The following is a 24,991-nucleotide window of genomic DNA, read 5'->3' as shown; positions in this document are numbered from 1 at the left end:
ATCCCGTCGCGGTCCGTCATGGGCAACGACGATTGAGGGGCTCCTTCGCTGCGAGCGAGCGGGCGTCGGTCTCACGCGCGTCGAAACAGCAGATCGTCACCGCCTTGCTCGGCAGTCCCATTCACGGTTCGACAGCGCAGCTCATGGACCATCCTGGACAGCACGGCGCTCACGCCATGTCGCCCACCGGGTGGGTGTTCGCTCGTGATCCGTGAAGTGCGTTTTTAACAGGGCATGGCGCGACGCGCCCTGCGACCTCCACCTGCCGCCGGGACCTGGCGACCGCCGACCGCGGTCCCCTCCGGCCAGCGCCCGGCTCCCTCGCCGGGCCGCGCAGCGGCGCCGGCCGAGCGGCGCTCCAGCTCGGCCAGCGGCGAGTCTTTGCCTGCGGCGCCGTCCTGGTGGTAGGGCAAACCCGTGATGCACGCGCGGCGGAGCGGCGATCGATCCGGCGGGACCACGCTGGAGCAGGCGATCGCGCGTTTCCTGACCTACCTCACGGCCGAGCGGCGGGCCTCGCGCCACACCGTGGACGCGTACCGGCGCGACCTCGAGCAGCTCGCGCGCTTCGCCCGCGAGAAGGCGGCCGCGAACGCCGACCACCGCCCTGCGCCAGCGCGCAGCAAGGCCTCGGCCGCCGGCAAGGCCTCGGCCGCCGGCAAGGCCCCGGCCGCCGGCAAGGCCCCGGCCACCGGCGAGGCTCCCTCTCCGGACGAGGCCCCGGCCGTGGATGGCCTCGACGTGCTCCTCCTGCGCGGCTGGCTGGGCTCGCTCGCGCGCACCCACGCGCCCGCCTCGATCGCGCGCAAGGTGGGCGCCGCCCGCGCCCTGCTCCGCTACCTGGAGCGGCGCGGCGAGGTCGACAAGAACGCGGCGGCCCAGCTCGCCCTGCCCAAGGTCCGGCGCCCGCTGCCCACCTTCCTGGACGTCGACGCCGCCGCCGAGGTCATGGAGATCCCCGGCGCCGAGACGGCCGAGGGGCTCCGCGACCGCGCCATGCTGGAGACCCTCTACGGCGCAGGCCTGCGCGTCTCCGAGCTCTGCGGGCTCGACCTCGCCCACGTCGACCGGCACCCGGCCGACAGGGCCGCGGTGCGCGTCGTCGGCAAGGGCAACAAGGAGCGGATCGTCCCGCTCGGCTCCCACGCCCTCGCCGCCATCGAGCGCTACCTCGAGCGGCGCGACGAGCTCACCGATCCGACGACCGGCGCCCGCGACCCCCGCGCCCTCTTCCTGTCCCGCCGCGGCGCGCGCATCGGGGTGCGCCGCGTCCAGGCGCTGGTGCAGCGCTACGGCGCGCTCGGCGCCGGCCGGGCCGACCTGCACCCGCACGCGCTCCGGCACACCTGCGCGACCCACCTGCTCGACGGCGGCGCCGACCTCCGGGCCATCCAGAAGCTGCTCGGGCACGCCTCGCTCGCCACCACGCAGCGGTACACGCACGTCTCGATCGACCACCTGCTCAAGGTCTACGACGCCGCTCACCCCATGGCGCGGAAGCGGAGCCCGGCGTGAAGCGAGCCTCGAGCTCGCCGGGCCCCGCGGTCCCGACGCTGGCCCGCGCGTGGGCGGGGCGGCTCGCCAGGAGCGCGCTCGGCGCCAGCGTCTTCGGCGTCGTGGCCGCGTCGCTCGACGCCGGGTGGGCCACGGCGGGCGCCGGCGACGACGCCACCTTCCAGCTCGCCACCTACCTCGCCGACATCGGGGTGTTCGCGCCCGTCGCGCTCGTCGTCGGCCTGCTCGCGGGCGCCTCCGCGATCGTGGTCGACCCGTCGGGCCCGCCGTCGCCGGCCACGCTCGTCGGCGCGCTGCGGGTGCGGGCGATCGGCCGGCCCGCCGACATCGCGGCGTTCGTGCCGCTCGCGGTGCTCGCGGCGTTCCTCTGGATGACCCTGTGCGCCCACCTGGCCCGCGCCCTGCTCGGCCTCGAGGCCGCGCCCCTCCTGGTGGGCACCGCCGTCGCCGCGGGCGCGCTCGGCCTCGGCCTCATCGCGGGCCTCGCCGTCCTCGCCCTCACGCCGCCGCTCCGGCGCGCGCTCGCCAACGCCAGCGACGGCCGCCCCGCCTGCGTCGATCCGGCGGTCACGGGCGGCGTCGCGCTCGGGATCGCCGCGGCCCTGTTCGCGCTCGGGGTCGCCACGGGCGGCGTCTCGGGCGAGGGCGGCTTCCTCGGCATCTACGGCATCTTCAAGCGCCCCGAGCTCGACCTGCGCGCCCCGGCGCTCCTGCTCGTCGTCGCGCTCGCGGCCTTCCTCGCGCCGGCCGCGGTCCGGACGGCGCGCGCCCCGGTCGCGCTCCTCGCCGCGCTCCTGCCGCTCGCGCTCACCACGCGCGCCGCCTCCGCGCTCAACGCGGAGCCCGCGGTGGCGCAGGCGATCGAGCGCGGCGCGCCCGTCGGGGGCAAGAGCCTCGCGGTCCTGCGCCGCCTCGCCGATCGCGACGGCGACCACGCGGCCGCCCTCTTCGGCGGCGGGGACTGCGACGACCACGACGCGCGCGTCCACCCGCTGGCCCAGGAGATCCTCGACAACGGCGTCGACGACGACTGCTCCGGCGGCGATCTGACGTCCGCGGCGCTCGCCGCGCTCGCCCCCGCCCCCAAGGCGGCCCCGGGCGCCGACTCGCCCGGGTCGTCCGCCGCGCGCCTGCCGGCGGACCTGAACGTCGTCCTCGTCACGGTCGACACGCTCCGCGCGGACCTCGGCTACGCGGGCAACCAGCGGCCCGTGTCGCCGAACCTCGACGGCCTCGCGGCCCGCTCCACGGTGTTCGAGCGCGCGTACTCGCTCGCGTCCTACACGGGCAAGAGCGTCGGCCCGATGCTCATCGGCAAGTACGGGAGCGAGACCCACAGGAACTGGGGGCATTTCAACAAGTTCAGCGAGGAGGACACGTTCGTCGCCGAGCGCCTGAAGCGCGCCGGGGTGCGCACGATGAGCGTGCACGGGCACCGCTACTTCGGCAGCTTCGGCGGGCTCGATCGCGGCTTCGACGTGGTGGACATGTCCGCGGCGCCGCCCGAGGGCGCGCCCTGGGACGTCGACAACAAGGCGACGAGCGCCGCGCTGACCGACGCCGCGCTGCGGCTGCTCGGGTCGACCGAGAACACGGGCGGGCGCTTCTTCCTGTGGGTCCACTACCTCGACCCGCACGCCGACTACCTCCGGCACGACGACGTGGCGGGCTTCGGCGCGGCCTCGCAGCGGGATCTCTACGACGGCGAGGTGGCGTTCACGGACCGGCACATCGGCCGGCTGCTCGACGCGATCGCGGCGGCGCCGTTCGCCGGGCGCACGGCGATCGTCGTGACGAGCGATCACGGCGAGGCGTTCGGCGAGCACAAGATGTTCCGCCACGGCTTCGAGCTCTGGGAGGAGCTCGTGCGGGTGCCGCTGCTCGTCCACGTGCCGGGCGCGGCGCCGTCCCGGGTCTCGGCGCGGCGCAGCCTGATCGATCTCGCGCCGACGCTGCTCGATCTGATGCGGGCGCCCGGGCCTGGCGAGGGCGCGCACGCGAGCGACTTCCTGTCGGGCGCGTCGCTCCTGCCCGACGTGTTCCTCGCCCCGGGCGAGCAGGCCGAGGCGCGCGACGTGCTGATCGACATGCCGGCAGGGCCGTACAACGACGCGCGGCGGTCGTTCCTCCGCGGCGACATGAAGCTGACGATCTCGGGCGGCGCCCGGTTCGAGCTCTACGACCTGGCGAGCGACCCGGAGGAGCGGAAGAACCTCTGGGGCACGCCGGCGGCGAAGGAGATCGAGCCGTACTACGCGGCGGCGCGGGCGCGCCTCCGCGAGGTCCACGTGACCGGCGCGCGGAAGTGACCGGCGCGCGGGGGCCGGCGCAGAGGTGACCGGCCTACGCACGTGATGCGCCGGTGACCGGCCGCGCGGCGCGTCGCCGAGCCGGTGGCCTGCCGCGCGGCGGCCTCGTCCGATCTCCGCGGCGGACGGACCCGCACGCGATCACGCCGAAAATTACTTGCGCATAAGCAATCAATGCGTAAACAATAATATTGTGAGCAAGCAAAAGGTCCTGGGCTCGCCGATCGAGCAGTTCGCGCGGATGATGTTCTCGCGCATCATCGCGGGGCTCGCGCGGACGCTGCACGAGGAGGACTTCAGCGTGGCGCAGGTGGCCGCGCTGCACCTCGTCGATCAGGAGGGCGCGATGCGCGTCACCGCCCTCGCCACGTCGCTCGGGCTCTCGGCCTCGGCCGGGAGCCGGCTCGCCGATGGCCTGGTGCAGCGTGGGCTCCTAGCGCGGGAGGAGGATCCCGAGGACCGGCGCGCGAAGACGCTCGCGCTCACGCCGCTCGGCCGCCGCTTTGTCGACCGGGCGAGCGTGGAGCGGGTGCGGGTGATCATGGAAACGGCCAGGTCGCTGCCGGAGGAGATCTCGGCGGCGATGCTGATCGCGGTCCGCGCGTTCCGGCGAGAGTGAGTGTCTTTCATCGAATCTCGCGTGAGGTGTGGTGTGTGAAACCCCTTGTGGGAAGAGGAGGTCAACATGGATATCGTCGTGCTTGAGTCTCATGAGATCCCGGCCGCGCTCGCCGCGCTCCGGGAGGTGGCCCTGGCCGACGGCATGCTCGCGCCCGCGGAGCGCGGGGTCCTCGAGGAGATCGCGGCCCTGCACGGGGCCCGCATCGACGTCGTCGACGTTGACGCGCTGCCGCGCGTCGCGCCCGAGGCGGTGGCCCGCGCCATCCCGGATCGGCACCGGCGCAAGCGCCTGGTGCAGCTCGCGCTCGTGACCGCCATGGCGGACGGCGAGGTGACGGCGGCCAAGGTGGACACCGTGGAGGCGCTCGACCGGGCGCTCGGCGTGCGCGAGCCGGGCGTGGGCGTGCTCCGCCTCGTGGCGCGCGGCCACAGGCGGCTCGCCCAGACCGCCGTGAGGCGCCGGCTCCTCGGCTCGTTCATCCGCGAAGCCATGGACGAAGCGGGCCTCTCCGGCGTGCGCAGGCTCATCGGGCCCTTGTTCGGCGCGGGCGTCGAGGATCGCGCGCGGGCCTTCCGCTACAAGCAGCTCGGGCTCCTGCCCGAGGGCACGTTCGGCCGGGTGTTCTGGGAGCACTGCACCGCGCGCGGCTTCCTGTTCCCCGGCGAGAGCAGGGACGCGATCGCCGAGCGCATGGTGTTTCACGATCTCGGCCACGTGCTGGCGGCGTACGACACGGATCCGGCGGGCGAGATCCAGGCCGGCTCCTTCCAGGCCGGGTTCATCCGGCGCGACGGGTTTTCCTACCTGATCTTCGTGCTCCTGCAGTTCCACCTCGGGATCCAGATCACGCCCATCGCCGCGCCGGAGGTGGGCTTCTTCGACGCGCACAGGGTGCTGCGCGCGGTGGCGCGCGGCGCGGCCTGCAAGGTCGACCTGAGCGATCGCTGGAACTTCTGGGATGTCGTCCACTTGCCGCTCGACGAGGTGCGCGAGCGGTTCGGGATCCCGCCGCTCGCCGCGGTGGCGGCGCGGCAAGAGGCGGCCTGAGCGGCGCGCCCGCCCGCGGCCTCCAGGACGGTCGCTTCACCGCGCCGCACGCGCGCGCCTGCTGGAACCCGTCCATCTCCTTCCGGTGCGCGTCGAGCTCGAGCGCCGTGGGCGCCGCCTCGCTGGCAAGGCGCCCCCGGAGCGTTCACCGCCCAGGCACGGTTGGCTCGATGCCCCAGCTGCGGTAACCACGTCATCGATGAGCCGGGCAGCGAGACTCGAGGCAGCCGCCCTGCCGCCGCTCCTCGACCGCGTCGACCTCCACCGCATCGAAGCCGCACGGGCGCTCGATCCCCGCACGCGGTCCGAGCTGGGTCAGTTCCTCACGCCGCCGCCGGTGGCGTCGTTCATGGCGTCGCTGTTCGAGCGGTCCTGCGAGGAGATCCGCGTGCTGGACGCCGGCGCCGGTGTGGGCAGCCTCCTCGCCGCGTTCACGGCCAGCGCATGTGCCCGCCGGATACGCCCGAGCGCGATCCGCGCGACTGGCTTCGAGATCGACCCGCGGCTCGCCGCGTACCTGCGTCGGTCGGCGCGCGCGTGTCGCGACGAGTGCGCCGGCGCCGGGATCGACTTCACTGCCCGCGTCATCGAGGCAGACTTCATCCGGTCGGCCGTCGAGCAACTCGACGGCGGCCGGCCTCGCCCGGGCATGCCGCGCTCGTTCACGCACGCGATCCTGAATCCACCCTACAAGAAGCTCAACTCGGACACCGAGGCCAGGGCGGCGCTGCGACGCGTGGGCCTCGAGACCGGCAACCTGTACACGGCCTTTCTTGGTCTCGCGATCCTTCTTCTGGAGCCGGGCGGGGAGCTCGTCGCGATCACCCCCCGGAGCTTCTGCAATGGCCCTTACTTTCGACCGTTCCGGGAGCTGTTCTTCCGAGAGATGTCGCTGCGAAGGGTGCACGTCTTCGAATCGCGCAAAGCGGCGTTCGCGGAGGACAAGGTCCTTCAAGAGAACGTCATTATTCACGCCGTCAGGGGCGGCCGGTGCGATTCTGTCACCATCTCGTCGTCGCGCGGTCCCGGGGGCGGGCCGTTGTCCGTCCGCTCCGTGCCGTTCGAACACGTCGTCCGACCTGGAGATGCCGAGCTGTTCGTGCACGTGGTGCCGGACGACGCCGGGGAGAGGGTCGCTGCCGCGTTCGCGCGCATGCCATCCCGATTGACGGATTTGGACGTGGGCGTCTCGACGGGAAAGGTCGTCGACTTCCGAGCGCGCGAGTTCTTGCGGCAGGAGCCCGACAGGGGCACCGGTCCGCTGATCTACCCGACGCACCTCGCGTCCGGCGTCGTTCGCTGGCCCAAACGCGGCAAGAAGCCGAACGCCCTCGTGGACGCCCCGGGGACCGCCGACCTCTGGATGCCCAGCGGGAACTACGTGCTCGTCAAGCGCTTCTCGTCGAAGGAGGAGCGGCGGCGGGTCGTCGCTGCCCTCTTCACGCCCGAGAGCGCGCCGGGAGCCAGGATCGGGTTCGAGAACCACCTCAACGTGCTCCACCGAAGCGGCAAGGGGCTGCCGGCCGTGATGGCGCGCGGCCTCGTGGCCTTCTTGAACTCGACGCTCGTGGATACACACGTTCGACAGTTCAACGGGCACACCCAGGTGAACGCAACCGACTTGAGGAACCTCAGGTATCCGACGGTCGAGCAGATCGAACGGCTCGGGCGGCGAGCACCTGATCCCGGCCTTCCACACGATGAGCTCGATCGGATCGTCGGCGAGGTGCTCGGCCTGGAGCATGTGCGCAGCGCCTGCTAGACTAAAGCACACGCAGCACAAGCGTCGAAGCGCGAACCAGGATCTGCAGCGAAATCGAAGGATGGTCAACAGCACCAAACTCGATCTGCAACCCATCGATCCTGCCCTGCGTATTGGTCATTACCCACGCCCATAGAATGGGACATCCGATCGCCGAGGACCATCCGACAGGCGCCGCTGTGCCACGAATCGACGCGTCCGAAAGAGCAGTGGGGAAAACCTCCGAGACACGCACTGAATCATCGACTCCTTCTGCATAAGCAATAGCTCTTTCTCCGAGAACGCGAGGCGGACACCGACGCATTGCCAACCAAGGTCCTCATCTATGTACATTTCAGCCACAGTCAACAATCTACCTTCGTCGACAAATGGCCGCATCGCGTCAAGCACGCTCATCGCTCTCCGTCTACTGACCGTGATTTTTGCCGCTTGGTCCAGAGCCGTTGTGCGGCTCCCACGGTATTAGGACCAAACTCCGACGCCCTGCTCCCCTTGCAGGATGGGCTCATTCCATTCCTGACACGGACCTCCTGAACTCTTCCCATAACGCAACAAAGGCTCGAAGCCCGCTGATGTCGGCTCCCTCGAACACACGGATCATCGCATACCAGGAAGCACCCGACTGGGCATAACGATCGGACAACCATTGTTCAAACAAATCAAATCGCTCTCGTTCATGCAGAGCTGCATTCGGGTCGACCTCGTCCAGTCCTGCGAGAAAGCCTTTCCAGAAGTTCGCGCACCAATCAACGGTAGGCTCAGCGAGCACCATTCCCGTTCGCCCACTCACGATAGGCTCGCGCACGATCTCCACAAACCCGAGCTGTGCATTCGCCGGCCGACTACCTGTCAATGCCGGCTCTGCAGCAAGCATTGAGCTCAGCGCGTCCAACACACGTCGAAGGGCATGCTCCGTGTTCCGAGCGCTCAGATACGCTCGCGTGCATGCGTCTGCCTGATCCGGCCCCTCGAATCGCCTTGTAAGCTCATGAAGAATCGGAGCGCAATTTTCGTTCGCCATCCGATACCCAAACAGAAAGGCTCCGAGGGCCAGCACGCACGCCTCGGTGAGGTACTCCCCCGGATTCTTTCGAATCGCGTCGATCTCGCTCGCAAGTCCCATTACTGCTCTCCAAAACCCAACAGCTTTGATTGCCACACCGCCGATCGCGTGCAGTGAGTCGACGTACGTCTGATATGGAACGCCTCCGGGAAAGAAGTTGTCGAAGACCGTGTCCCCGACGCGGACGGCCTCATGGTAGCCGTTCCGGGTGATGCTTGTCGTGCCCGATTTGACGAGGTCGCTAGCGATGAACTCGCCAGCCTTGGCACGAATTTGCAGTACCTGCCCCGGAATCCCTCGAGCTTTCAAGGCATTAGCCATGGCACTCGCGCACTGCACGCATTGCAAGGGCTTGAACAGGCTCCCGGAGACCTGGTCCTCCCCCGCTTCTGGGGACACCCCCGGAGGCACCAGGAGGCAGGGATGGGACGGAGAAAGAGCATGGCGTTCACGCCCGAGTTCAAGGCGGAGGCGGTACGGCTGGCGACCGCGGGCGACCGGAGCATCGGCCAGGTGGCGAAGGACCTCGACCTGACCGAGACGGCGCTGCGCGACTGGATCAAGCACGCGAACATTGACGCGGGCCACGGCCCGCCGGGGGCGTTGACGACGGCGGAGCGTGAGGAACTGCAGCGGCTGCGCCGCGATGTGAAGCGGCTGGAGATGGAGCGCGACATCTTAAAAAAAGCGGCGGCCTTCTTCGCGAAGGAGAGCGAGTGAGGTTTGAGTTCATCGACGCGGAGAAGGCGCACTACCCGGTGCTGGTGCTGTGCGCCGTGCTGCAGGTCGCGCGCAGCGGCTATTACGCATGGGCCAGTCGCTCGGAGTCCGCGCGGGCCCAGGCCGATGCCCAGCTCAGCGCGCAGATTAGGGCCGTGCACCACAAGAGCCGGGGCAGATACGGCAGCCCGCGCGTCCACGCCGAACTGCGTGCTCGCGGCATCCGTGTCGGGAAAAAGCGGGTCGCACGGCTGATGCGCGCGGAGCGGCTCGCGGCACGCAGCAAGCGGCGCTTCCGCCGCACCACCGACTCGCGGCACAAGGGCCCGATCGCGCCGAACGTGATCGCGCGGCAGTTCGAGGCCCAAGCCCCCAACCAGGTCTGGGTGACCGACGTGACGTACATCCCCACCGGCGAGGGCTGGCTGTACCTGGCCGTCATCCTGGACCTGTTCTCGCGCCGCGTGGTCGGCTGGGCCGCGAGCGCGACCAACGATCGCGCCCTGGCGCTTGCCGCGCTGGCGCCCGCCTTGAGGGCGCGCCGTCCAGCGCCTGGGCTGGTGCACCACTCGGACCGCGGTAGCCCCTACGCCAGCGACGACTACCGCGGAGTGCTCGGGCGCATGGGCTCATCCCGAGCATGACCCGCGCCGGCGACTGCTGGGACAACGCCGTGGCCGAGAGCTTTTTCGCGACGCTGAAGGTGGAGCTGGTCGAGCAGGAGCACTACCCGACGCGCGCGGCCGCCATCGCGTCAATCGGCGACGACATCGAGAACTTCTATAACCTGAAACGACGGCATTCACGGCTCGCCTACGTGAGCCCGATCGAGTTCGAATTGAAGACCTATGTGACCGCGTTCGCGGCATAGTGAAACTGTCCGCGGAAGCGGGGGAGGACCACCATCCGCGTGCGTCACGATGCTCGTCCGGTACGCATGCACCCCGTACACCCCCGGCGCTCCCTCCACGCCCTATCCATCTCCCCGAGCGCCCCCTCGCTCGGCACGACTAGGTTGCCCTCCCGCTGGTAGTCCAGCTCGATGCTCCCGCCGAGCGGCCGGCTCACCCGCCGCAAGAGGTTCGTCTTGCCGAGCGCGTTGACCCGCGCGTACACCGTCGCGTCGCCGTCCGGCTTACAGGAACCCACTGGCCGCAGAGCAAACAACGTCTCGCCCTTGCGGCCGGGAAGATGCTTTCACAGTAGACGGCGTCATGCCAGATGCGGGTAATGCTCTGCGAGATCGAGCCACTCGAGCGAGAAGTCCTCGCACACAACGGCGATCACCATACCACTTCCATGAATACCAACGATCCAAAATGGACGAGCAGCATCCCCATTTTCAATATATTGGTATCGACGAAGCTCCTCGCCACTCATAACCCTGTGCTCCGCAGTTGTCTCAACAACATTATACCGAGTTTCGTCGCGATCGGTAGAATCGTGCGAGCAGTTCAGATAGACAAGACCAAGCGGAACGAACCTTAGCAATCGATCCAAGCACAGAAGATCAATAGTCCACGTTGCCGATGGCTCGTCCAATCTGATGGCAAGCACGGCTGATACATTTTCGATTGGTTGACGCTTGTGCCCAGAGTCTGCCACGGCTGACATCTCACTTCACCCTACTTTGTCTTCAGAGTTTCCTTTGGATGCTGGTCGTGCGGCAGCTCGCGAGGAATTGATTTACCTGTTGCGTCCAAGCGCTGCCCCTTGTTGGTTATCGTACGCCCGTCAGGTCCTCGCTCCGGAGCGGCAGTTCTTACCATTCTTCCTGTTCTCCAGTTGATATCGACCTTCGATCCATCCGGATGCTTCCAGGTCTGCCATCCGCCATCCGAAACTTTCTTTCCATTGAACCCCGCTTCGGCCAAAGCTCGTTCCGCCTCGCTCCTCGTCATGTCGCTCATGTCCCGAAGTCCCGCCGCACCCGTTGCAGGCCTCTGCGGTGGCTCCGGCGATTCCGCCGCAGGGGGCGCAGGCGGCTTCGGGGGCTCCTTCGCCCCACCCCCGCCCGCTGCAGGCGGTGGGGGTGGCGACGGTACTTCCGCGGGAGGCGCGGGTGCAGGCGCAGCTTCAGATGGCTTGGGGGAGTCTCCATCCGAGATGGCATCGTAGATCAAATAGCCCACGAAGCCTACGCCTCCGATAATGACCGCGCCAGCAACGATCACCTCCCCAAATGGCGAGGGCTCGGCCAGTGCCATCGCAGTGGCCGACCCGGCTGTCTTCGCGGCAGTTTCCAAAACCTGCGCAGCTTCCTTTGAATACCTCCCATCCGGATCAACGAAAGCTACGGGGTTATTCCATGTATACGTGTACAGGCCCAGGTTGATCGGCTTGAATACCCCGCCGTTGATCCTGCCGACCATGTACTCTGCCAGCACCGGATCCGGGCTCACCCACACCCCCAGCCGCGGCTCATAGCTCCGCGCCCCGTAGTGGTAGAGCCCCGTCGACAGGTCGAGCTCCTTCCCGTTGAACAGGTACGGCTGCCGGTTCTGGAACCGCGAGTCCGTCTGGTCCGCCCACAGCTCCCCGCTCGGCAGGTATTCCACGTGCTGGCTCAGCGCCTGGTCCTGGTCGGTGACGTACTGCGTGCTCCCGAGGTGGTCCGGGTGGTAGTACAGCACCGGCGGCCTCTGGTAGTAGTCCGCGTCGATCTTGCTCGCTATCCGCGTCTCCCCCGCGAACAGGTGCTTCGTCGCGATCACCCCGTTGCGCACCACGAGGTGCTGGTCGACGTACGCCGTCTCCTCCTCCCCGGCCACCCGGTGCAGGTGCACCCGCCGCTCCCCCGCGCCGTCGTACAGCGCACGCGACATCTCCTGCCCGTTCTCGCTCACCGACACCAGCCGGTTGTCCTCGTCCCAGCTCAGCGTGCGCTGCACGCTGCCCCGGTACTTCCACTGCTTGTGGTTGCCGTTCGCGTCGTACGACAGCTCCCTCAGCCGCGGCTGCGACTCCGCCGGCACGTACTCGTCCACCTGGTTTGCCGCGTGCGGCCTCGGCCCCGTGTAGCGGTAGTCGTTCCGGTACGTCCTCTCCCGGATCGGGTACTGCATCTGCCAGTTGTTGCCCCCGCTCCGCGCGTACCGGGCGACCTCCTGCCGCTTCGCCGTCGCGTTCCCGAGGACGTCGTAGTCGATGCCCAGCGTGTACCGCTCCTGCTCGTTTCCCCGCTCCTGGTAGATCCCCGACGCCTCCGTCAGCTGGTTCAGGTCGTCGTACGCGAACCGCTGCTGCGTCCGCGCGACCATGACCGCCCCGCCCAGCGACTCGTCGAACGGCACCTCGTTGTTCAGCTCCCGGATGTTACCGACGAGGTCATACCGGTAGCGCAGCCTCTGAAACGGCCTCGGCGGCCGTCCCATCGACCGCATCTGCGCGCTCTGGTGGTCCGCGTTGACCTCCGTCATCCGCCGCGTCGACTCGTCGTACCGGTACTTCGTCTCGATCCCGTTGCCCGCCACCACACGCACCCGCTGCCCGAACTCGTCGTACCCGATGTGCCTCAGGTACTCCGTCGTCCTCGGCTCGCTCGGGTGCTGCGGATTGACCCGCTGGTTCTCCCCGACCACCGACACCACCGCGCCGCCTCGGTCGTACCTGTAGCGCACGATCTCCTCGCCAGAGCCCGGGAAGTGGAGCTCCTGCATCCGCCCCAGCGCGTCGAACACGTACTTCAGCGTCGCCTGGTACGGCCCACGGTGCGGCTCCCGCAGCCGCGGGAACTCCGAGGTCAGCTCCGCCGTGTTGCCGAACCGATCGTAACGGAAGCTCCGCTTGCCCGCCGCGCTCGTCTCCTCCACCAGCCGCGCCGCTCGGTTGCCTTCCTCGTCCCCGGCATCGTCCGGCTGGCCGTACGTGTAGACCACGTCCTGCGTCACCGGATAGTCGATCTTCCGCAGCCGGTTGAAGTCGTACTCGTACCGGATCAGCTGCCCCCGCGCCGCGAGCTCCGCCGTCTGCTTCTCTCGAAGGTTCCCGACCAGATCGTAGCGCCACTCCGTGCGGCCCGCGTCGGGGCTCACCAGCGCCACCATCCGGCCGACCGAGTCGTAGGTCGCCGTCGTCGCGTTGTTGCGCGCGTCGGTCACCCGGACGAGCTCGCCGAGGGGGTTATGCTGGTAACGCGTCACGATCCGCGTCTCCGTCCCCTTGATCCGGTTGAACTCCTCCACCGTCGCGATCCGCCCACCCACGTCCCGGTACGTGTTCCGCACCTTCCTGTTGGCGTCGATCACCATCTCCTGAAAGAGCAGCTGTCCTTCCAGCGCCACCAGGTCGTGCTCGATCGCCGTCCGCGCGTAGCCGCCCGGCGCGCTCGTGTCCGGCATGGCGACCTCCCGCACACGCGAGACCGCGTCGTAGCGCGTGAGCGTCGGCCGCAGCAGCGCCAGGCTCACGAAGGCCGTGTCCGGCTCCGCGCTGAAGCCCGGCTGCCCTTGCTCCACCACGCGACCGAGCGCGTCGAACGCCACCGCCCCGCTGACCGTCATCCCGACCTCGGTGCCCGTGCCCGTGTCGCGCTCGTGGTCCTTCTTGGTCTGCAGCACCCGCCCCAGACCATCCGCGAGCGTCACCGTCACGATCGGGTCGCCCGGATGCTCCACGTCCTTGTGGCTCGTCTTCGCCCACGCCGGCAGCGCCGCCGTCTGACCCGGTTGGAGCGCATACTCGAATCCGATCGTCGGCTCCCCTTCTCCCGCCGGCGCCTCCGCACTCCAGACCTTGCTCGGCTCGCACCCGACCGGCACAGCGTCCTCGCCGTCCTCCGCGAGGTCGCTCGGTCCCCAGACCTCGATCAGCCGCCCGAAGTCGTCCATCCGGTGCACCATCGTGTGCCCGTTGACGTCGGTCTCCTGCGCCACCGTGCCATACAGCAGATTCGGCACGCTGTTCGAATGGTACCCAAAGCTATCGCTCGCGCACGTGCGGTAGCTGTGCGTCACCTCATCGTAGCTGTAGGTCAGCTTGTAGCTGTTCGGGTCGGTCGACGTCTCGAGGTTGCCGAAGTCGTCGAACACATAGCTCCACGTGGCCTCCGCGTTGGCGTAGGTCGTCCCATCCGCCCGCTTGCCACCCGAGATGACGTTCGTGACCGCCCGCAGCGCGCCCGTTCCCGGCCAGTACGTCGCCGTGCGCCGGCGCAGCACGCGCCCCAGCTCATCCGTCGTCTCGACGAGCTCCGGCTTCACAATGTAGGCCGAGCCAGGCTCCGTGTACTCCACCCTCTGATGCACATCGTCGTCCGGCGTATTCGCCTCGCCGTCGGCGTGCAGCTCGATCAGGTTGCCGAGCTCGTCGAAGACCCGCGTCTCGCGCGTGCTCTTGTGCGGCGCGCTCGGGTCGTCGGTCGTCCCCTCGTAGAACGCGCTCCTCCTCTCCGTCTCCTTCGGGAAGAACGAGCCCACCCTGGGCTCCAGCCCCTCGGGCGGCGGCGCGTAGTCCACCTCGTTCACCGTGTAGAGCAGCCCGTCGCCGTCGCGCAGCGTCGAGCGCGCGACCAACCCGCGGCGGTAGACGTCGTGGTTCAGGTGCTCGACGTCCTCGCTCGACATCGCCGTGACGCCATCCTCGCCGAGCGCCGTCGTCGTCACGAGCCCGTACCCGAGCTCGACTCGCTCCTCCCGGTCGTAGACCCCATCGGCGTGCGTCGCGATGCTCGTCCGGTACGCATGCACCCCGTACACCCCCGGCGCTCCCTCCACGCCGTCGTGCACCGTCACCTCGCTCAGCACCCACTGGCTCGACGGCATGTCGACCTGAGGCGCCCTGTCCACCTCCCCCAGCGCCCCTTCGCTCGGCACGACCAGGTTGCCCTCGCGCTGGTAGTCCAGCTCGATGCTCCCGCCGAGCGGCCGGCTCACCCGCCGCAAGAGGTTCGTCTTGCCGAGCGCGTTGACCCGCGCGTACACCGTCGCGTCGCCGTCCCGCTTGAGCACGTGATCCTGAAGCCCATCGCCGTCGATGTCCTCGAACGCGAGGTGCGATGAGCCGGCGCCCTCCGAGTAGAACACCGAGCCGCCGACGCACACGAAGTAGCAGACATCGACCTTGAAACTGCCCTCGTAGCTCTCCGACCTGCGGAAGCTCACCGCGTCGCCCCCGCCCATGAACGCGTACTCCGGCGGATCGATCGACACGCCCCACGCCCCCGCGGGCCAGGACTCCTCCGGCGCGAACCGGCTCCCGAGGTTGAGCTGCACACGGAACCACGGCTCGTCCGGCGCCTTCATCACCTTGTCCGGCAGCCCGTCGCCGTTCACGTCCGCGAAGTCCACCACCGTGCGCGCCGTCGTGTAGGTGTACCCCGCGCCGACGGCGGCCACCGTCGCGTCCACGCCGACGCCGACGCTGTTCGCGCCCGTGTCCTCCAGCCGCACCGCGTCCACCCCGGCTGCGTCCGTGAACTCGCTCAAGATGTCGCCGAGCGTCTCGCGCAGCGTTCCCGCATCGAAGTCGCTCTTCTCGAAGCGCGCCCGCTCCAGCGCCACCGGCCCCGCGAACCGATGCCCCAGGTTGAACGCCACCGTCATCACCCCGCTCTGCAGATCCTGCGTCACCTGGTCCACCAGACCATCGCCGTTGACGTCCACCAGATCCACGTGCGTGGCGGACAGGCCGTAGCTCGTCCCCAGGCGGAATTGCGTGTGCAGGTACCCCTCGAAGCGCCCCTCGCTCGTGGTCTTGGAGATCGTCTGGATCTCGCTATCGACAGTGACCGAGGCGCTCCCTTCCAGCCGGATCGCGCGGTGCTCGATCCGCCGCAGCGCCTCCGGCAGCCACCAGCTGTCCCGCGGGCCGAACCCTCGCCCCGTGTTGAGCACCGCGCCCTCGCGCGTCACGCTGTCGGGCAATCGGTCGCCGTTGACGTCGATCAGGTCCAGGTCCGACGTGGTGCTGCCGAAGCTGTAGCCCGCCCCCAGCGGCCCGAGGTTGGCGCCGATCTCCGCGTTCCACGTCTCCGCGCTGCGCAGCCGGCCGAGCTGACCGTCTCCCCGCCTCACCCTGCCCACGATCGACGGTTTGACCGAGCTGCCGCCGACGAACGCCTCCGACGCGGCCGCACCCCACACCGGCGCGCTCCCCTGCGGCAGCGGCACAGCGAGCGTGAAGCCGCGCTCCGGGTGGAGCGTCGGAAAGGCGATGTCCGCCTCCGAGAACGCGCGATCTCCATCGAGGAAGCCGACCGACCAGCCATGAAACCCGCCGGCCATCGGATCCTCTGACCCGCCGCTCGTCGCCGCCTCGGGAGCGAACACGCCGAGCGACACCGGCTCCCCGTCGATCGTCGCGTGCAGGGCGGCGCCCGTGGGCGCCTCCTGCGCGAAGGCCGTGACGAAGATGGGCTCGCCGGCCTGGACCTCCAGGTCGAGGTCCACGGGGAATGCGGTGCCAGCAGCGCTCGGCGCGGAATACGCCTGCTTGAAGAGGAGCCGATGCACGCCCTGAACGACCAGGGTCAACGGCTGAGAGAATGGGTTGGTCCCCGGCACGAACAGCATTCCCTCGAGCCGCGCTGTCCCCGTGCTCGGCGCGATCCACGGCCTCGGGCGCGTCGCATGCGACCACCTCGCGACAGGCATCGATACATGCGCCCGCTGCTCGATGAGCGCGAGCGGCAGCGGCGCGTCCCCGGGCCCGTCGTTGTGCAGCGTGCAGCCGGTGCGGCCGTTCGGCTGCGCGCCGCACTGCACTTGCCCGCGCCGCGGCGCGCCCGTCGCCCGGTCCACGCGCGTGTACTCCTCGTAACGGACCACCGGGCTCCACGCGATGCGCGCCGGGTCGTCGGGCAAGTCCGCCTTCACCCGGAACCGGAGGCGATCGCCCGCGAGCACCGGGATCGCCTCGGGCAGCAGCGCGCCCATCCCGAGCCCACCGGCGCCCGCGTCAACGTGCTGCGGCGCCAGGATCGACTCCGCCGCGGAGCTGCCGCGCTCCCGCACGATCTCCACCCACAGCTCATCGCTCGTCGACCACTTCGAGAGGTCGCCCGTGATCCGGACGCTGCCGTCGGCCGGCGCCACCCACGGCACGTCGGGGCGCCCCGCGAGCCGGTGGTCGTGGCTGTACTCGAAGCGGTGGATCGGCGCCCCGTCCGGCCCCGCCTGCGCGAGCTGCGTTTCGCTCACCTCGTAGGTGATCGACGGGCTCCACGAGACCAGATCAGCCGCCGTGTCCACGCGCCGCTCGGGGTCGACCGTCGGCGCCGCGCTCACCCGGAAGTAGATCCGGTCGCCCGCGGCCACATGCGTCGTGAGGACATCGCCGCCGCACCGATGCGCGCCAAGGAGGCAGGGAGTCAGCTCATCCCAGTCGAGCACATCGTCGAATAGCGGCTCCTCCTCGCCGCTCCGCACGATCTGCACCCGCACCCCATCGCCGCCCGCCTCCTGCTTCTGCAGCGCCCCGCCGATGCGGATGTCTCCCTCGAACGGCGCGATCCAGCGCAGCAGCGGATCGGCCGGATGCAAGTCCTTGCGCGCCGCCTGGGCCAGGTCGGGACGGCCGGACGGCGCGCCGCTCGTGTCGAGCGCGCCCCACGGCTGCTTGCTCCCGAAGCGACCTCGCCGGTCGTTGAGCGCGGCGTAAACGCCCCCGAGCGGGCCGCCCGACACCAGATCGGGGTAACCGTCGCCGTTGATGTCCGTGACGATCTGCTCGTCCTCCGCGCTGCTCCGCGTGTACCCCACCGAGCCGCTCAGCGCCGCGACGTTCAGGCCCGCATACACGCTCCATCCCGAGCGGTCCGTCAGGCCGAGATCCCTGTCGAACAAGCCGAGCGCGCTCGCCGCCGTCAAATGGCTCCCGGACGCCGCGCGAAGAAGGTTGAGCCCGACATCGCCGCTGTCCTCCAGGAAGTCGGACACCCCGTCGCCGTTGAGATCGAACACGCTCTTGCGCACCGTCTCGTCGCCGAAGAAGCCGCCCCCGCCGACCGAGATCGAGAACATGCCGATGCCCAGCCCCACCGACGCGCTGCCGCCCGCGGTCGATTCCTCCGTGCGCGACAGGCCGTCCTTCGTCTTGGCCTGTCCCCATGCCTCGGCCGCCTGCGCGAACGCAGCCACCTCGCCGGACGCGGTGCGCGGCGCCGTGAAGTACTCGAACGTATGCCGGTACAGCTCCTCGCCGAGCGTCACCTGCCCGCCCGCCTGCCGCGCGCCTCGCCCATGGAACGCGATGGCCTGTAGAAGGCGCTTGCCGAAATCGCCGTCGATGTAATGGAGCGCGTAGCTGCGGACCACGACGTCGCCGAACCGCACGTCCACACGCGAGAGCCGCTTTTCGGTCTGCTCGAGAAAGCCGGGCCTGCCGCTGAGCATGACGTCGGGCCGCCCTCTCTCGGACACGAAGTCCACGGCATAGGCCGCTTCGACCCCTCGTGACGCGTTCGCCGTGTACTCGATGCGCTCGGGGTGCACCTCGATGCGCGGCGGCGGACCGGCCTCGACCTCCCGATCATAGCGGACCCGCATCTGGTTGCCGAACGTGTCGCGCACCTCGTCGAGGTACCAGCGGAACACGTTGCGCGGCTGGCCCGGCCCCGGCTCGGGATCGTCGAGCCGCGCGTCCGCGTCGCGGCCGTAGACAACCGTTGTCCCGTCCTTGTCCGTCACCTCCCAGAAGTAGCTGGCCGCGCCGGTGCCGTGCCGCACGATGCGGTCGAACCGCCCTTCCACCCGCCGCCGGAACAGGCACGGGTCGCCGCAGGCGCCGCCTTCGGCCTGCACGAGCTCGCTCCCGTCGAGCAGGTAGCGCGGCGTCTCCCCCGCCGCGTACGTCGGCACCCCGAAGCGCGTGTCGATCTCGATGCTCGACAGCCGCAGATCCCAGCCCACGCCGAGCCATCCGTTGCGGTGCTCGCTGTCGTACCCGATCGCGAGCGCCGGCTGGATCCCGTTGCGCCCCGGCGGAACCTCGATCGCATGGCTCAACCGCGCCGCGCCGCTGGAGCTCGCCTCCGGCGGCGCGACCACCGTCACCGCGGCGAACGGGCTCCCCAGCGCGAGCCCCTTGATGCTGTTCGGATCGAAGCTGCGCGTGCCCGGCGCGTCCGGCATCGCGAGCGTGGCATTCACGAAGTCGGTGAAGTGGTCGGTCAGGCTCGCCAGCTTGCCCTTTGCGGCCTCGCCGTCCCGCGCGACGCGCTCCCACTGGCCCTGCGCCTCGTCGAAGTAGAAGCCCATCACGTGCTGCGCGGTCATCCCCGGGGGAATCGCGTGCTCGTCATAAGGCAACGTCAGCCGCACGGGCTTCTTGAACCTGAGCCCGTGCGGCCCGAAGCGATACGCCCTCCCCGCGGGCGTGACGTTGACCATCGCGCGCCCCATCAGACGCACCTCGCCCTGGTCGAGCGGGCGAATCGTGATCCGCACCGGCTCGTCCACCGCGCCTTGAGGGATCTCCAGCACGGCCCCCTCGAACGCCACCACCCGCGCCTTGTCGGGCACCACCATCTCGCCGAACGGCGCCCCCGCGTCCTCGACCAGCGGCGCATCGACCCGAGGCCCCAGGGACAGCCCCCCGACACCGTCGCTCGGCAGCCGGAAGGGAATCGAGGAGAGCGCTACTCCGCCGCCCGGCGGCGACAGCTGCATGAGCCGCGGCTCCGGCGGCCCTGCCAGCGCGAGGCCTTCATGCCCCCGCCCGAGCATCAGCACCACCGCACAGAACAAAGCAAGACGATACAACCAGCCCGCGTGTCGCATTCGAGACACTTCCGACGCAAGGTCTGTTGAATTCGAGGCCACCTATGTCCGGCGTCACACGCGATGTCAACACCCGCTCGATTATAAGCGATTACAGATCGCGGCGCGGTCAGCCCCTCGCGGCTTCCCCTGCGAGGGTGCCTGAAGGCCCTCGACTCGAAGACAGCCCAACAACAAGCCGAAGGCTCAGGCGAAGAAGCTCAACACCAGCGGCAAGCAACCCTTCCTCACCGAGGACGCCGAGATCGCACGCCACCACTTCCGATCCATCGTGGAGCAGACTCCAGAGGACGATCTCGACCCCTGAACCGGCGACGCGCTCATCGTCCGTCTCAACCCGGCCCGCGCCGTCGGTGCGCTGAGGCCCCATGAGGCGCGCCGCCGCCACCCCGCCGTCGAGCGCCACGACGCCCGCCGCCATGCCGCCCGCGGCCCCGCCGGCCGCGCAGCCCGCCGGCCGCTGATCTCCCCGGAGGGACGCCTCGCCCGGTTCTGCGGTAACCTCCTGCGCCACCCATGAGCGACCTGCGCCAGCCCGCCGAGACCAAGTACGAAAACGAGCTCGCGGCCCTCGCCGCCAACGACACGGCGCCGAGGCCGCCCGGGTGGCGCCTCTCGCCGAGGGCCGTCGAGACGTACATCCTCGGCAGCGACAAACCCGTCGGCGGCGTCGCGATCTCCCCCAAGTACATCGGCGATCGCGCCCTCGTGCAGGTCGCCCTCGCGACCCTCGCCTCCGACCGCGCCCTCATGCTCGTCGGCGAGCCGGGCACCGCCAAGAGCTGGCTCTCCGAGCACCTCTCCGCCGCCATCAGCGGCACGAGCGCCCTCGTCGTCCAGGGCACCGCTGGCACCAGCGAGGAGCACGTCAAATACGGCTGGAACTACGCCCTGCTCCTCGCAGAAGGGCCCTCGCAGAAGGCGCTCGTGCCCTCGCCCATCCTCCGCGCCATGCGCGACGGGCGCTTCGCGCGCTTCGAGGAGATCACCCGCACCTCGTCGGAGATCCAGGACGCGCTCATCTCCATCCTGTCCGAGAAGCAGATCGCCGTCCCCGAGCTCGACCAGGTCGTCCCCGCGCAGCGCGGCTTCAACCTCATCGCCACCGCCAACACACGCGACCGCGGCGTCAACGAGATGAGCGCCGCCCTCAAGCGCCGCTTCAACTTCATCACCGTCCCCGTCGTCGACGACCTCGAGCAGGAGATCCGCATCGTGCAGAAGCGCGAGGCCGAGCTCCGGGGCGACTACCAGGTCGGCGTCGAGCCGCCCGCCGAGCTCGCCAAGCTGCTCGTCACGCTCTTCCAGGAGCTCCGCGCCGGCGTCACCAAGGACGGCAAGACCAAGGTGAAGACCCCGGGCTCCGTCCTGTCGACCGCGGAGGCCATCAGCGTGCTCTTCAACAGCGGCATCCTCGCGCAGCACTTCGGCACCGGGAAGGTTACCGCCGACGACCTCTCCCGGTCGCTGCTCGGCGCCGTGAGCAAGGAGGGCGGCGACGACCTCAAGGCCGTCCGCGAGTACTGCGAGACCGTGGCCAAGGGCCGCGCAGGGCTCTGGAAGGAGTTCTACGCCTCCGCCAAGAAGCGCCTCGCGATCTGAAGGGACCCGATGGACCTCGACCGGCTCGCCGCCGTGCACCTCTTCCCGGTGCGCCACCACTCGCCGCGCTCCAGCGCGACGCTGCGCGCCTACCTCGACGAGGTGCGCCCGAAGGCGATCTTCGTCGAGGGCCCGAGCGACGCTACGCCGCTCCTCGAGGCGCTCGTCGACCCGAAGACCGTCCCGCCCGTGGCGATCCTCGGCTACCGCACCGACGGGGAGCCCGCGTCGTCGCTGTGGCCGTTCGCCGCCTACTCGCCCGAGTACGTCGCGGTGAAATGGGCCTTCGAGCACGGCGCGCGCGTCGAGCTCATCGACATCCCCGTCGGCACGACGCTCGCGCCCTTCGACGGCGCCCCGGTCGGCCACGACGACGCCGACGATCCGGGCGGCCACGAGCGCGAGATCGACGAGGACCGCGGCGAGCACGGTGACCACGGTGAACACGGCGAGCACACAGACGACGGCGGCGCAGGGGACGGCGGCGACGGCGGGCCGCCCAGCGCGGAGGAGCCGCAGGAGAGCATCTATGCGGCCTGCGCGCGCGCCCGGGGCTTCCGCTCGTTCGAGGAGTTCTGGGAGGCCTCGTTCGAGGCGCCCCGCTACGATCCCGGGCCGTTCCGCGAGGCCCTGCTCGCGTACGCGGACCTGGTGCGCAGCGACGGGGACCGGCTGATCCACCGGGCGCGCGACGCCTACATGGCGCGGAGCATCCTCGAGCGCATGGGGCCGGACCTCGCCCCGCACGAGGTCGCGGCCGTGCTCGGCGCGGCGCACGCGGCGGCGTTCGCGGCGCGCGACGTCGATCCGGCGCTCGAGGCGCGGCTGCCGGCGCCGATCCCGTGCGCCGTGACGCTCATCCCGTTCAGCTTTCCGCGGCTCTCCGAGCAGCTCGGCTACGGCGCGGGCAACCGGGCGCCGCAGTACTACCAGCGCGCGCACGACGCGGGCGGCGACTTCCGGCGCGCCACCCTCGAGGTGCTGATCGACTTCACCGAGCACCTCCGCCTCCGCGGCTTCATGGCCTCGCTCGCCGACACCATCGAGGCCTTCCGCCTCGCGGTCTCGCTCGCCGAGCTCCGCGGCAAGGCGGAGCCCGGCCTCGACGAGGTGCGCGAGGCGACGATCGCCACGATGTGCCGCGGCGACGCCACGCACGTCGACGGCTTCCTCTGGCCTGCCGTCATCGGGCGCAACGTGGGCCGCGTCGGGGGCGGCATCGGGAAGAACTCGCTCCAGGAGGAGTTCTGGCGCGAGGTGCGCGAGCGCAGGCTCCCCGCCACCGACGCGCCCGAGTCGTTCCGGCTGTCGCTCACGAACGAGGTCGAGGTCGGGACGAGCGTGCTCCTGCACCGGCTCCGCATCGCGAAGATCCCCTACGCGGCGTACGCCGGCGCCCGGGCGGCCGGGCGGGGCGGCGCGGGCGCTCGCGGGCAGCGGCGCGGGCAGGCGGCGAGCGAGGTGCCGCCGGACGAGCTGCTCCGGCAGCTGAGCGAGACGTGGGAGGCGCAGTGGACGCCGGCGACCGACGTGGCGCTCGTCGAGAAGATCGTCCTCGGCGACACGCTGGAGCAGGTGGCGACGCGGCTGCTCGAGGAGGACCTGGCGGCGTGCCACACGACCGGCGAGGCCGCCGACGTGCTGCTGAACGCCGTGCTCGCGTCGAGCGCCCGCGCGGCGGCCTCGGCGCTCGACGCGTGCGACCGGTTCGCCGCGGGCGACAGCGACCTGCCGTCGCTCGCCCGGGCGTGCCGCGCCTTCGCGGGGCTCGCGTCGTTCGGGTCGTCGCGCTCGCTGTCGTCGCTCGGCGACGGCGTGATCGCGACGATGCTGGAGAAGACGTTCGCGCGCGCGGTCCTGCGCGTCCACGGCGGCTGCACGGGCAGCGACGAGGCGGTCGCCCCGGCCAAGGAGGCGCTGCGCACGCTGCACGACGTGGCGCTGTCGCAGCCGATCGTCGACCGCGCCGCGTGGTTCGAGGCGGCGCGGGCGCTCGTGGACAGCGACGCGGTGAACCCCACGGCGTCGGGCCTCGCGTGCGGGCTGCTCTACCTGGCGCAGGTGATCGACGACGCCGAGGTGGCGAGGATCGTCGGCCTGCGGCTCGGGAGCGCGGCCCCGCCCGAGGCGGCGGCGTCGTTCCTGGCCGGCTTCCTCGAGGTGAACGCGCTGGTGCTCGTGAAGAGCCGCCCCGTGGTCGAGGCGCTCGACGCGTTCCTCGGGGGCATCCTTCCCGAGCGCTTCAAGGACACGCTCCCGGTCCTGCGGCGCGCCTTCGCGGCGCTCGGCGCGACCGAGCGGCGGTACCTGCTCGAGAACGTGCTCGCCGCGCGGAAGCTCGGGGACAAGGCCCGCGCGGCGCAGGCGGTGCTCCTGGAGAAGGACCGCGAGAAGCTGAAGGAGATGAGCGAGGACCTGTCTCAGGCCATGGACGACCTGGACGACCTGCTCTGACGCGGGGCCGTGACCGCGGCGCACCGCGCGCCGCCCTCGTCGCGCGGCCGGCCGAGCCAGCGTGGCTCGCTCGGCTCACTCGGCCCTGCCGGCCCGCGACCAGCCGCCGACGATGAGGTCCGGGTGCTCCGCCAGGAAGCTCTGCATGCCGGACGGCGGGGACGCCCACGCCGCGAGGCGCTCCGGCGCCTTCTTGGCGGGCACCACCGCCGAGCGCGTGTAGGAGCTCCACGCGCCGTCGCCGCAGGCATAACACGCAGAGCGCGCGAGCTTCGCGGTCACCCGGAGCGCTCCCCGCGCGTCGTAGGCCGGCGCGATCTGCACGAGCTCCGGCGCATTCTCCTCTTGCCGGGCGGCCTCCGGGTCGTCCTCATCCTCGTCGAGGAGCGCCTCGGCCTCGCCCTGCAGCGCCGGCACGCTGGACACCTCGGCGAGCAGATCGACGATCGCGCCCTTGTCGGCGTCCCACACCATGAACCCCACGCCCACGAAGCCGTGCGCGCCGCACGCGTCGCTGTACGTCCGCTCCTCGATGAACAGGTACGGCCCGACGCTCCCGATCGCCTCCGCCTCGTGCTGAATCACGTTGCTCCCGTCCGCGTCCGACGGCGCGATCACCTGCTGGCGCGCGCCCGTCCCGCGCAGCACGAGCTCCGCGCGGTGCGCGGTCCCCTCGCCCGGCTCGCGCGTCTCCCCGGGCCCGAACTCGCAGGCCGAGGTCTCCACCTTCACCTCGCTCACCTCCCAGCGCCACTCCCCTCGACCGGTCGCCACGACGATCCCGGGCTCCTCGCGGATCACCGCGCCTTCGTCGGTGAGGTGCCATGTCCGAGGCGGCCCATCGCCCGTGCGGCCCCAGACCAGGAGCGCCCCGCCGGGCGCGGCGTCCTCAGCGCCCTTGGACTCGGACGAACGCGGGGCAGGCGGGCGCGGGACGTCGAGGGCAACGGGAAGGGCCGACTGCGGGCGGGCGGCGCAGCCGGAGATGAGCGCAAGCAAAGCGATCGACGAGGCGAGTCGGGAGCACGGCATGCCGGCCGGAGGAGCACGGCACATGCCGCGAAGCGCCGCCCAGAAAACCCACACTGCGCCGAGGACCGGTGTCGCCGCGGGCCCACGCCGCGTGGCAGGCCAGCCCCATCGCGAGCCGGCCTCGACCTGCGCCTCGCGGAGGAACTC

14 protein-coding genes and 1 pseudogene are annotated in these 24,991 nt (G+C 70.3%); 8 read left to right on the top strand and 7 right to left on the bottom strand.

All coding sequences use genetic code 11. The features are described 5' to 3' along the window. Window positions 1–420: 420 nt before the first annotated feature. The 5 genes from POL72_RS40850 to POL72_RS40830 all read left to right on the top strand — a co-directional run bounded on the left by POL72_RS40850 (window position 421) and on the right by POL72_RS40830 (window position 7,255). Window positions 421–1,515, top strand: coding sequence for a tyrosine recombinase XerC (locus POL72_RS40850; RefSeq protein ID WP_272102914.1), 1,095 nt, complete (start codon window positions 421–423; stop codon window positions 1,513–1,515). Continuing rightward, window positions 1,512–3,824, top strand: coding sequence for a sulfatase-like hydrolase/transferase (locus tag POL72_RS40845; protein WP_272102268.1), 2,313 nt, complete (start codon window positions 1,512–1,514; stop codon window positions 3,822–3,824). The genes POL72_RS40850 and POL72_RS40845 overlap by 4 nt, the downstream gene beginning before the upstream one ends. A 193-nt stretch (window positions 3,825–4,017) precedes the next feature. Continuing rightward, on the top strand, window positions 4,018–4,443 hold the full coding sequence (locus POL72_RS40840; RefSeq protein ID WP_272102267.1) for a MarR family winged helix-turn-helix transcriptional regulator: 426 nt from the start codon (window positions 4,018–4,020) through the stop codon (window positions 4,441–4,443). A 78-nt stretch (window positions 4,444–4,521) separates the two neighbouring features. Beyond that, a complete protein-coding gene (locus POL72_RS40835; RefSeq protein WP_272102265.1) occupies window positions 4,522–5,493 on the top strand; it encodes a hypothetical protein in 972 nt (323 codons plus the stop codon). 199 nt (window positions 5,494–5,692) lie between these two features. Beyond that, window positions 5,693–7,255, top strand: coding sequence for an Eco57I restriction-modification methylase domain-containing protein (locus POL72_RS40830; RefSeq protein ID WP_272102264.1), 1,563 nt, complete (start codon window positions 5,693–5,695; stop codon window positions 7,253–7,255). A gap of 1 nt (window position 7,256) precedes the next feature. Here the strand turns inward: POL72_RS40830 and POL72_RS52015 are convergent, their stop codons facing one another. Both POL72_RS52015 and POL72_RS40825 read right to left on the bottom strand, forming a co-directional pair. Then, window positions 7,257–7,559 carry a DUF6334 family protein gene (locus POL72_RS52015; RefSeq protein WP_373372311.1) on the bottom strand — a complete coding sequence of 101 codons (303 nt, stop codon included), beginning with the start codon at window positions 7,557–7,559 and terminating at the stop codon, window positions 7,257–7,259. A 201-nt stretch (window positions 7,560–7,760) separates the two neighbouring features. Next, window positions 7,761–8,717 (bottom strand): papain fold toxin domain-containing protein, encoded by a 957-nt coding sequence (locus tag POL72_RS40825; protein WP_272102263.1) that lies wholly within the window; start codon window positions 8,715–8,717, stop codon window positions 7,761–7,763. A 24-nt stretch (window positions 8,718–8,741) separates the two neighbouring features. Here POL72_RS40825 and POL72_RS40820 point away from each other — a divergent pair. After that, window positions 8,742–9,909 (top strand): annotated as a pseudogene (locus POL72_RS40820) (IS3 family transposase). 44 nt (window positions 9,910–9,953) lie between these two features. On the opposite strand, the gene POL72_RS40815 reads toward POL72_RS40820, so the two are convergent. From POL72_RS40815 to POL72_RS40800, 4 genes are all read right to left on the bottom strand, one after another. Next, window positions 9,954–10,187 (bottom strand): hypothetical protein, encoded by a 234-nt coding sequence (locus POL72_RS40815; protein ID WP_272102262.1) that lies wholly within the window; start codon window positions 10,185–10,187, stop codon window positions 9,954–9,956. Window positions 10,188–10,250: 63 nt separating this feature from the next. Beyond that, on the bottom strand, window positions 10,251–10,643 hold the full coding sequence (locus POL72_RS40810; protein ID WP_272102261.1) for a hypothetical protein: 393 nt from the start codon (window positions 10,641–10,643) through the stop codon (window positions 10,251–10,253). Between the two features lie 20 nt (window positions 10,644–10,663). Then, complete coding sequence (locus tag POL72_RS40805; RefSeq protein WP_272102913.1) at window positions 10,664–19,702, bottom strand: SpvB/TcaC N-terminal domain-containing protein; 9,039 nt, start codon at window positions 19,700–19,702, stop codon at window positions 10,664–10,666. A 163-nt stretch (window positions 19,703–19,865) separates the two neighbouring features. Beyond that, window positions 19,866–20,177, bottom strand: coding sequence for a hypothetical protein (locus tag POL72_RS40800; protein ID WP_272102260.1), 312 nt, complete (start codon window positions 20,175–20,177; stop codon window positions 19,866–19,868). A 95-nt stretch (window positions 20,178–20,272) separates the two neighbouring features. Between POL72_RS40800 and POL72_RS40795 the strand changes: the two genes are divergently transcribed. Further along, window positions 20,273–21,358: an ATP-binding protein gene (locus tag POL72_RS40795; RefSeq protein ID WP_272102259.1), complete on the top strand. Its 1,086-nt coding sequence runs from the start codon at window positions 20,273–20,275 to the stop codon at window positions 21,356–21,358. A 9-nt stretch (window positions 21,359–21,367) separates the two neighbouring features. Continuing rightward, a complete protein-coding gene (locus POL72_RS40790) occupies window positions 21,368–23,812 on the top strand; it encodes a DUF5682 family protein (RefSeq protein WP_272102258.1) in 2,445 nt (814 codons plus the stop codon). Between the two features lie 75 nt (window positions 23,813–23,887). Here the strand turns inward: POL72_RS40790 and POL72_RS40785 are convergent, their stop codons facing one another. Beyond that, window positions 23,888–24,844 carry a hypothetical protein gene (locus POL72_RS40785; RefSeq protein ID WP_272102257.1) on the bottom strand — a complete coding sequence of 319 codons (957 nt, stop codon included), beginning with the start codon at window positions 24,842–24,844 and terminating at the stop codon, window positions 23,888–23,890. Between the last annotated feature and the right edge of the window lie 147 nt (window positions 24,845–24,991).

It is taken from the genome of Sorangium aterium, assembly GCF_028368935.1.
Classification (GTDB): Bacteria; Myxococcota_A; Polyangia; order Polyangiales; family Polyangiaceae; genus Sorangium; species Sorangium atrum.
Note: the sequence above shows the minus strand (reverse complement) of the source record. Positions and strands in the feature narration are given on the sequence as shown.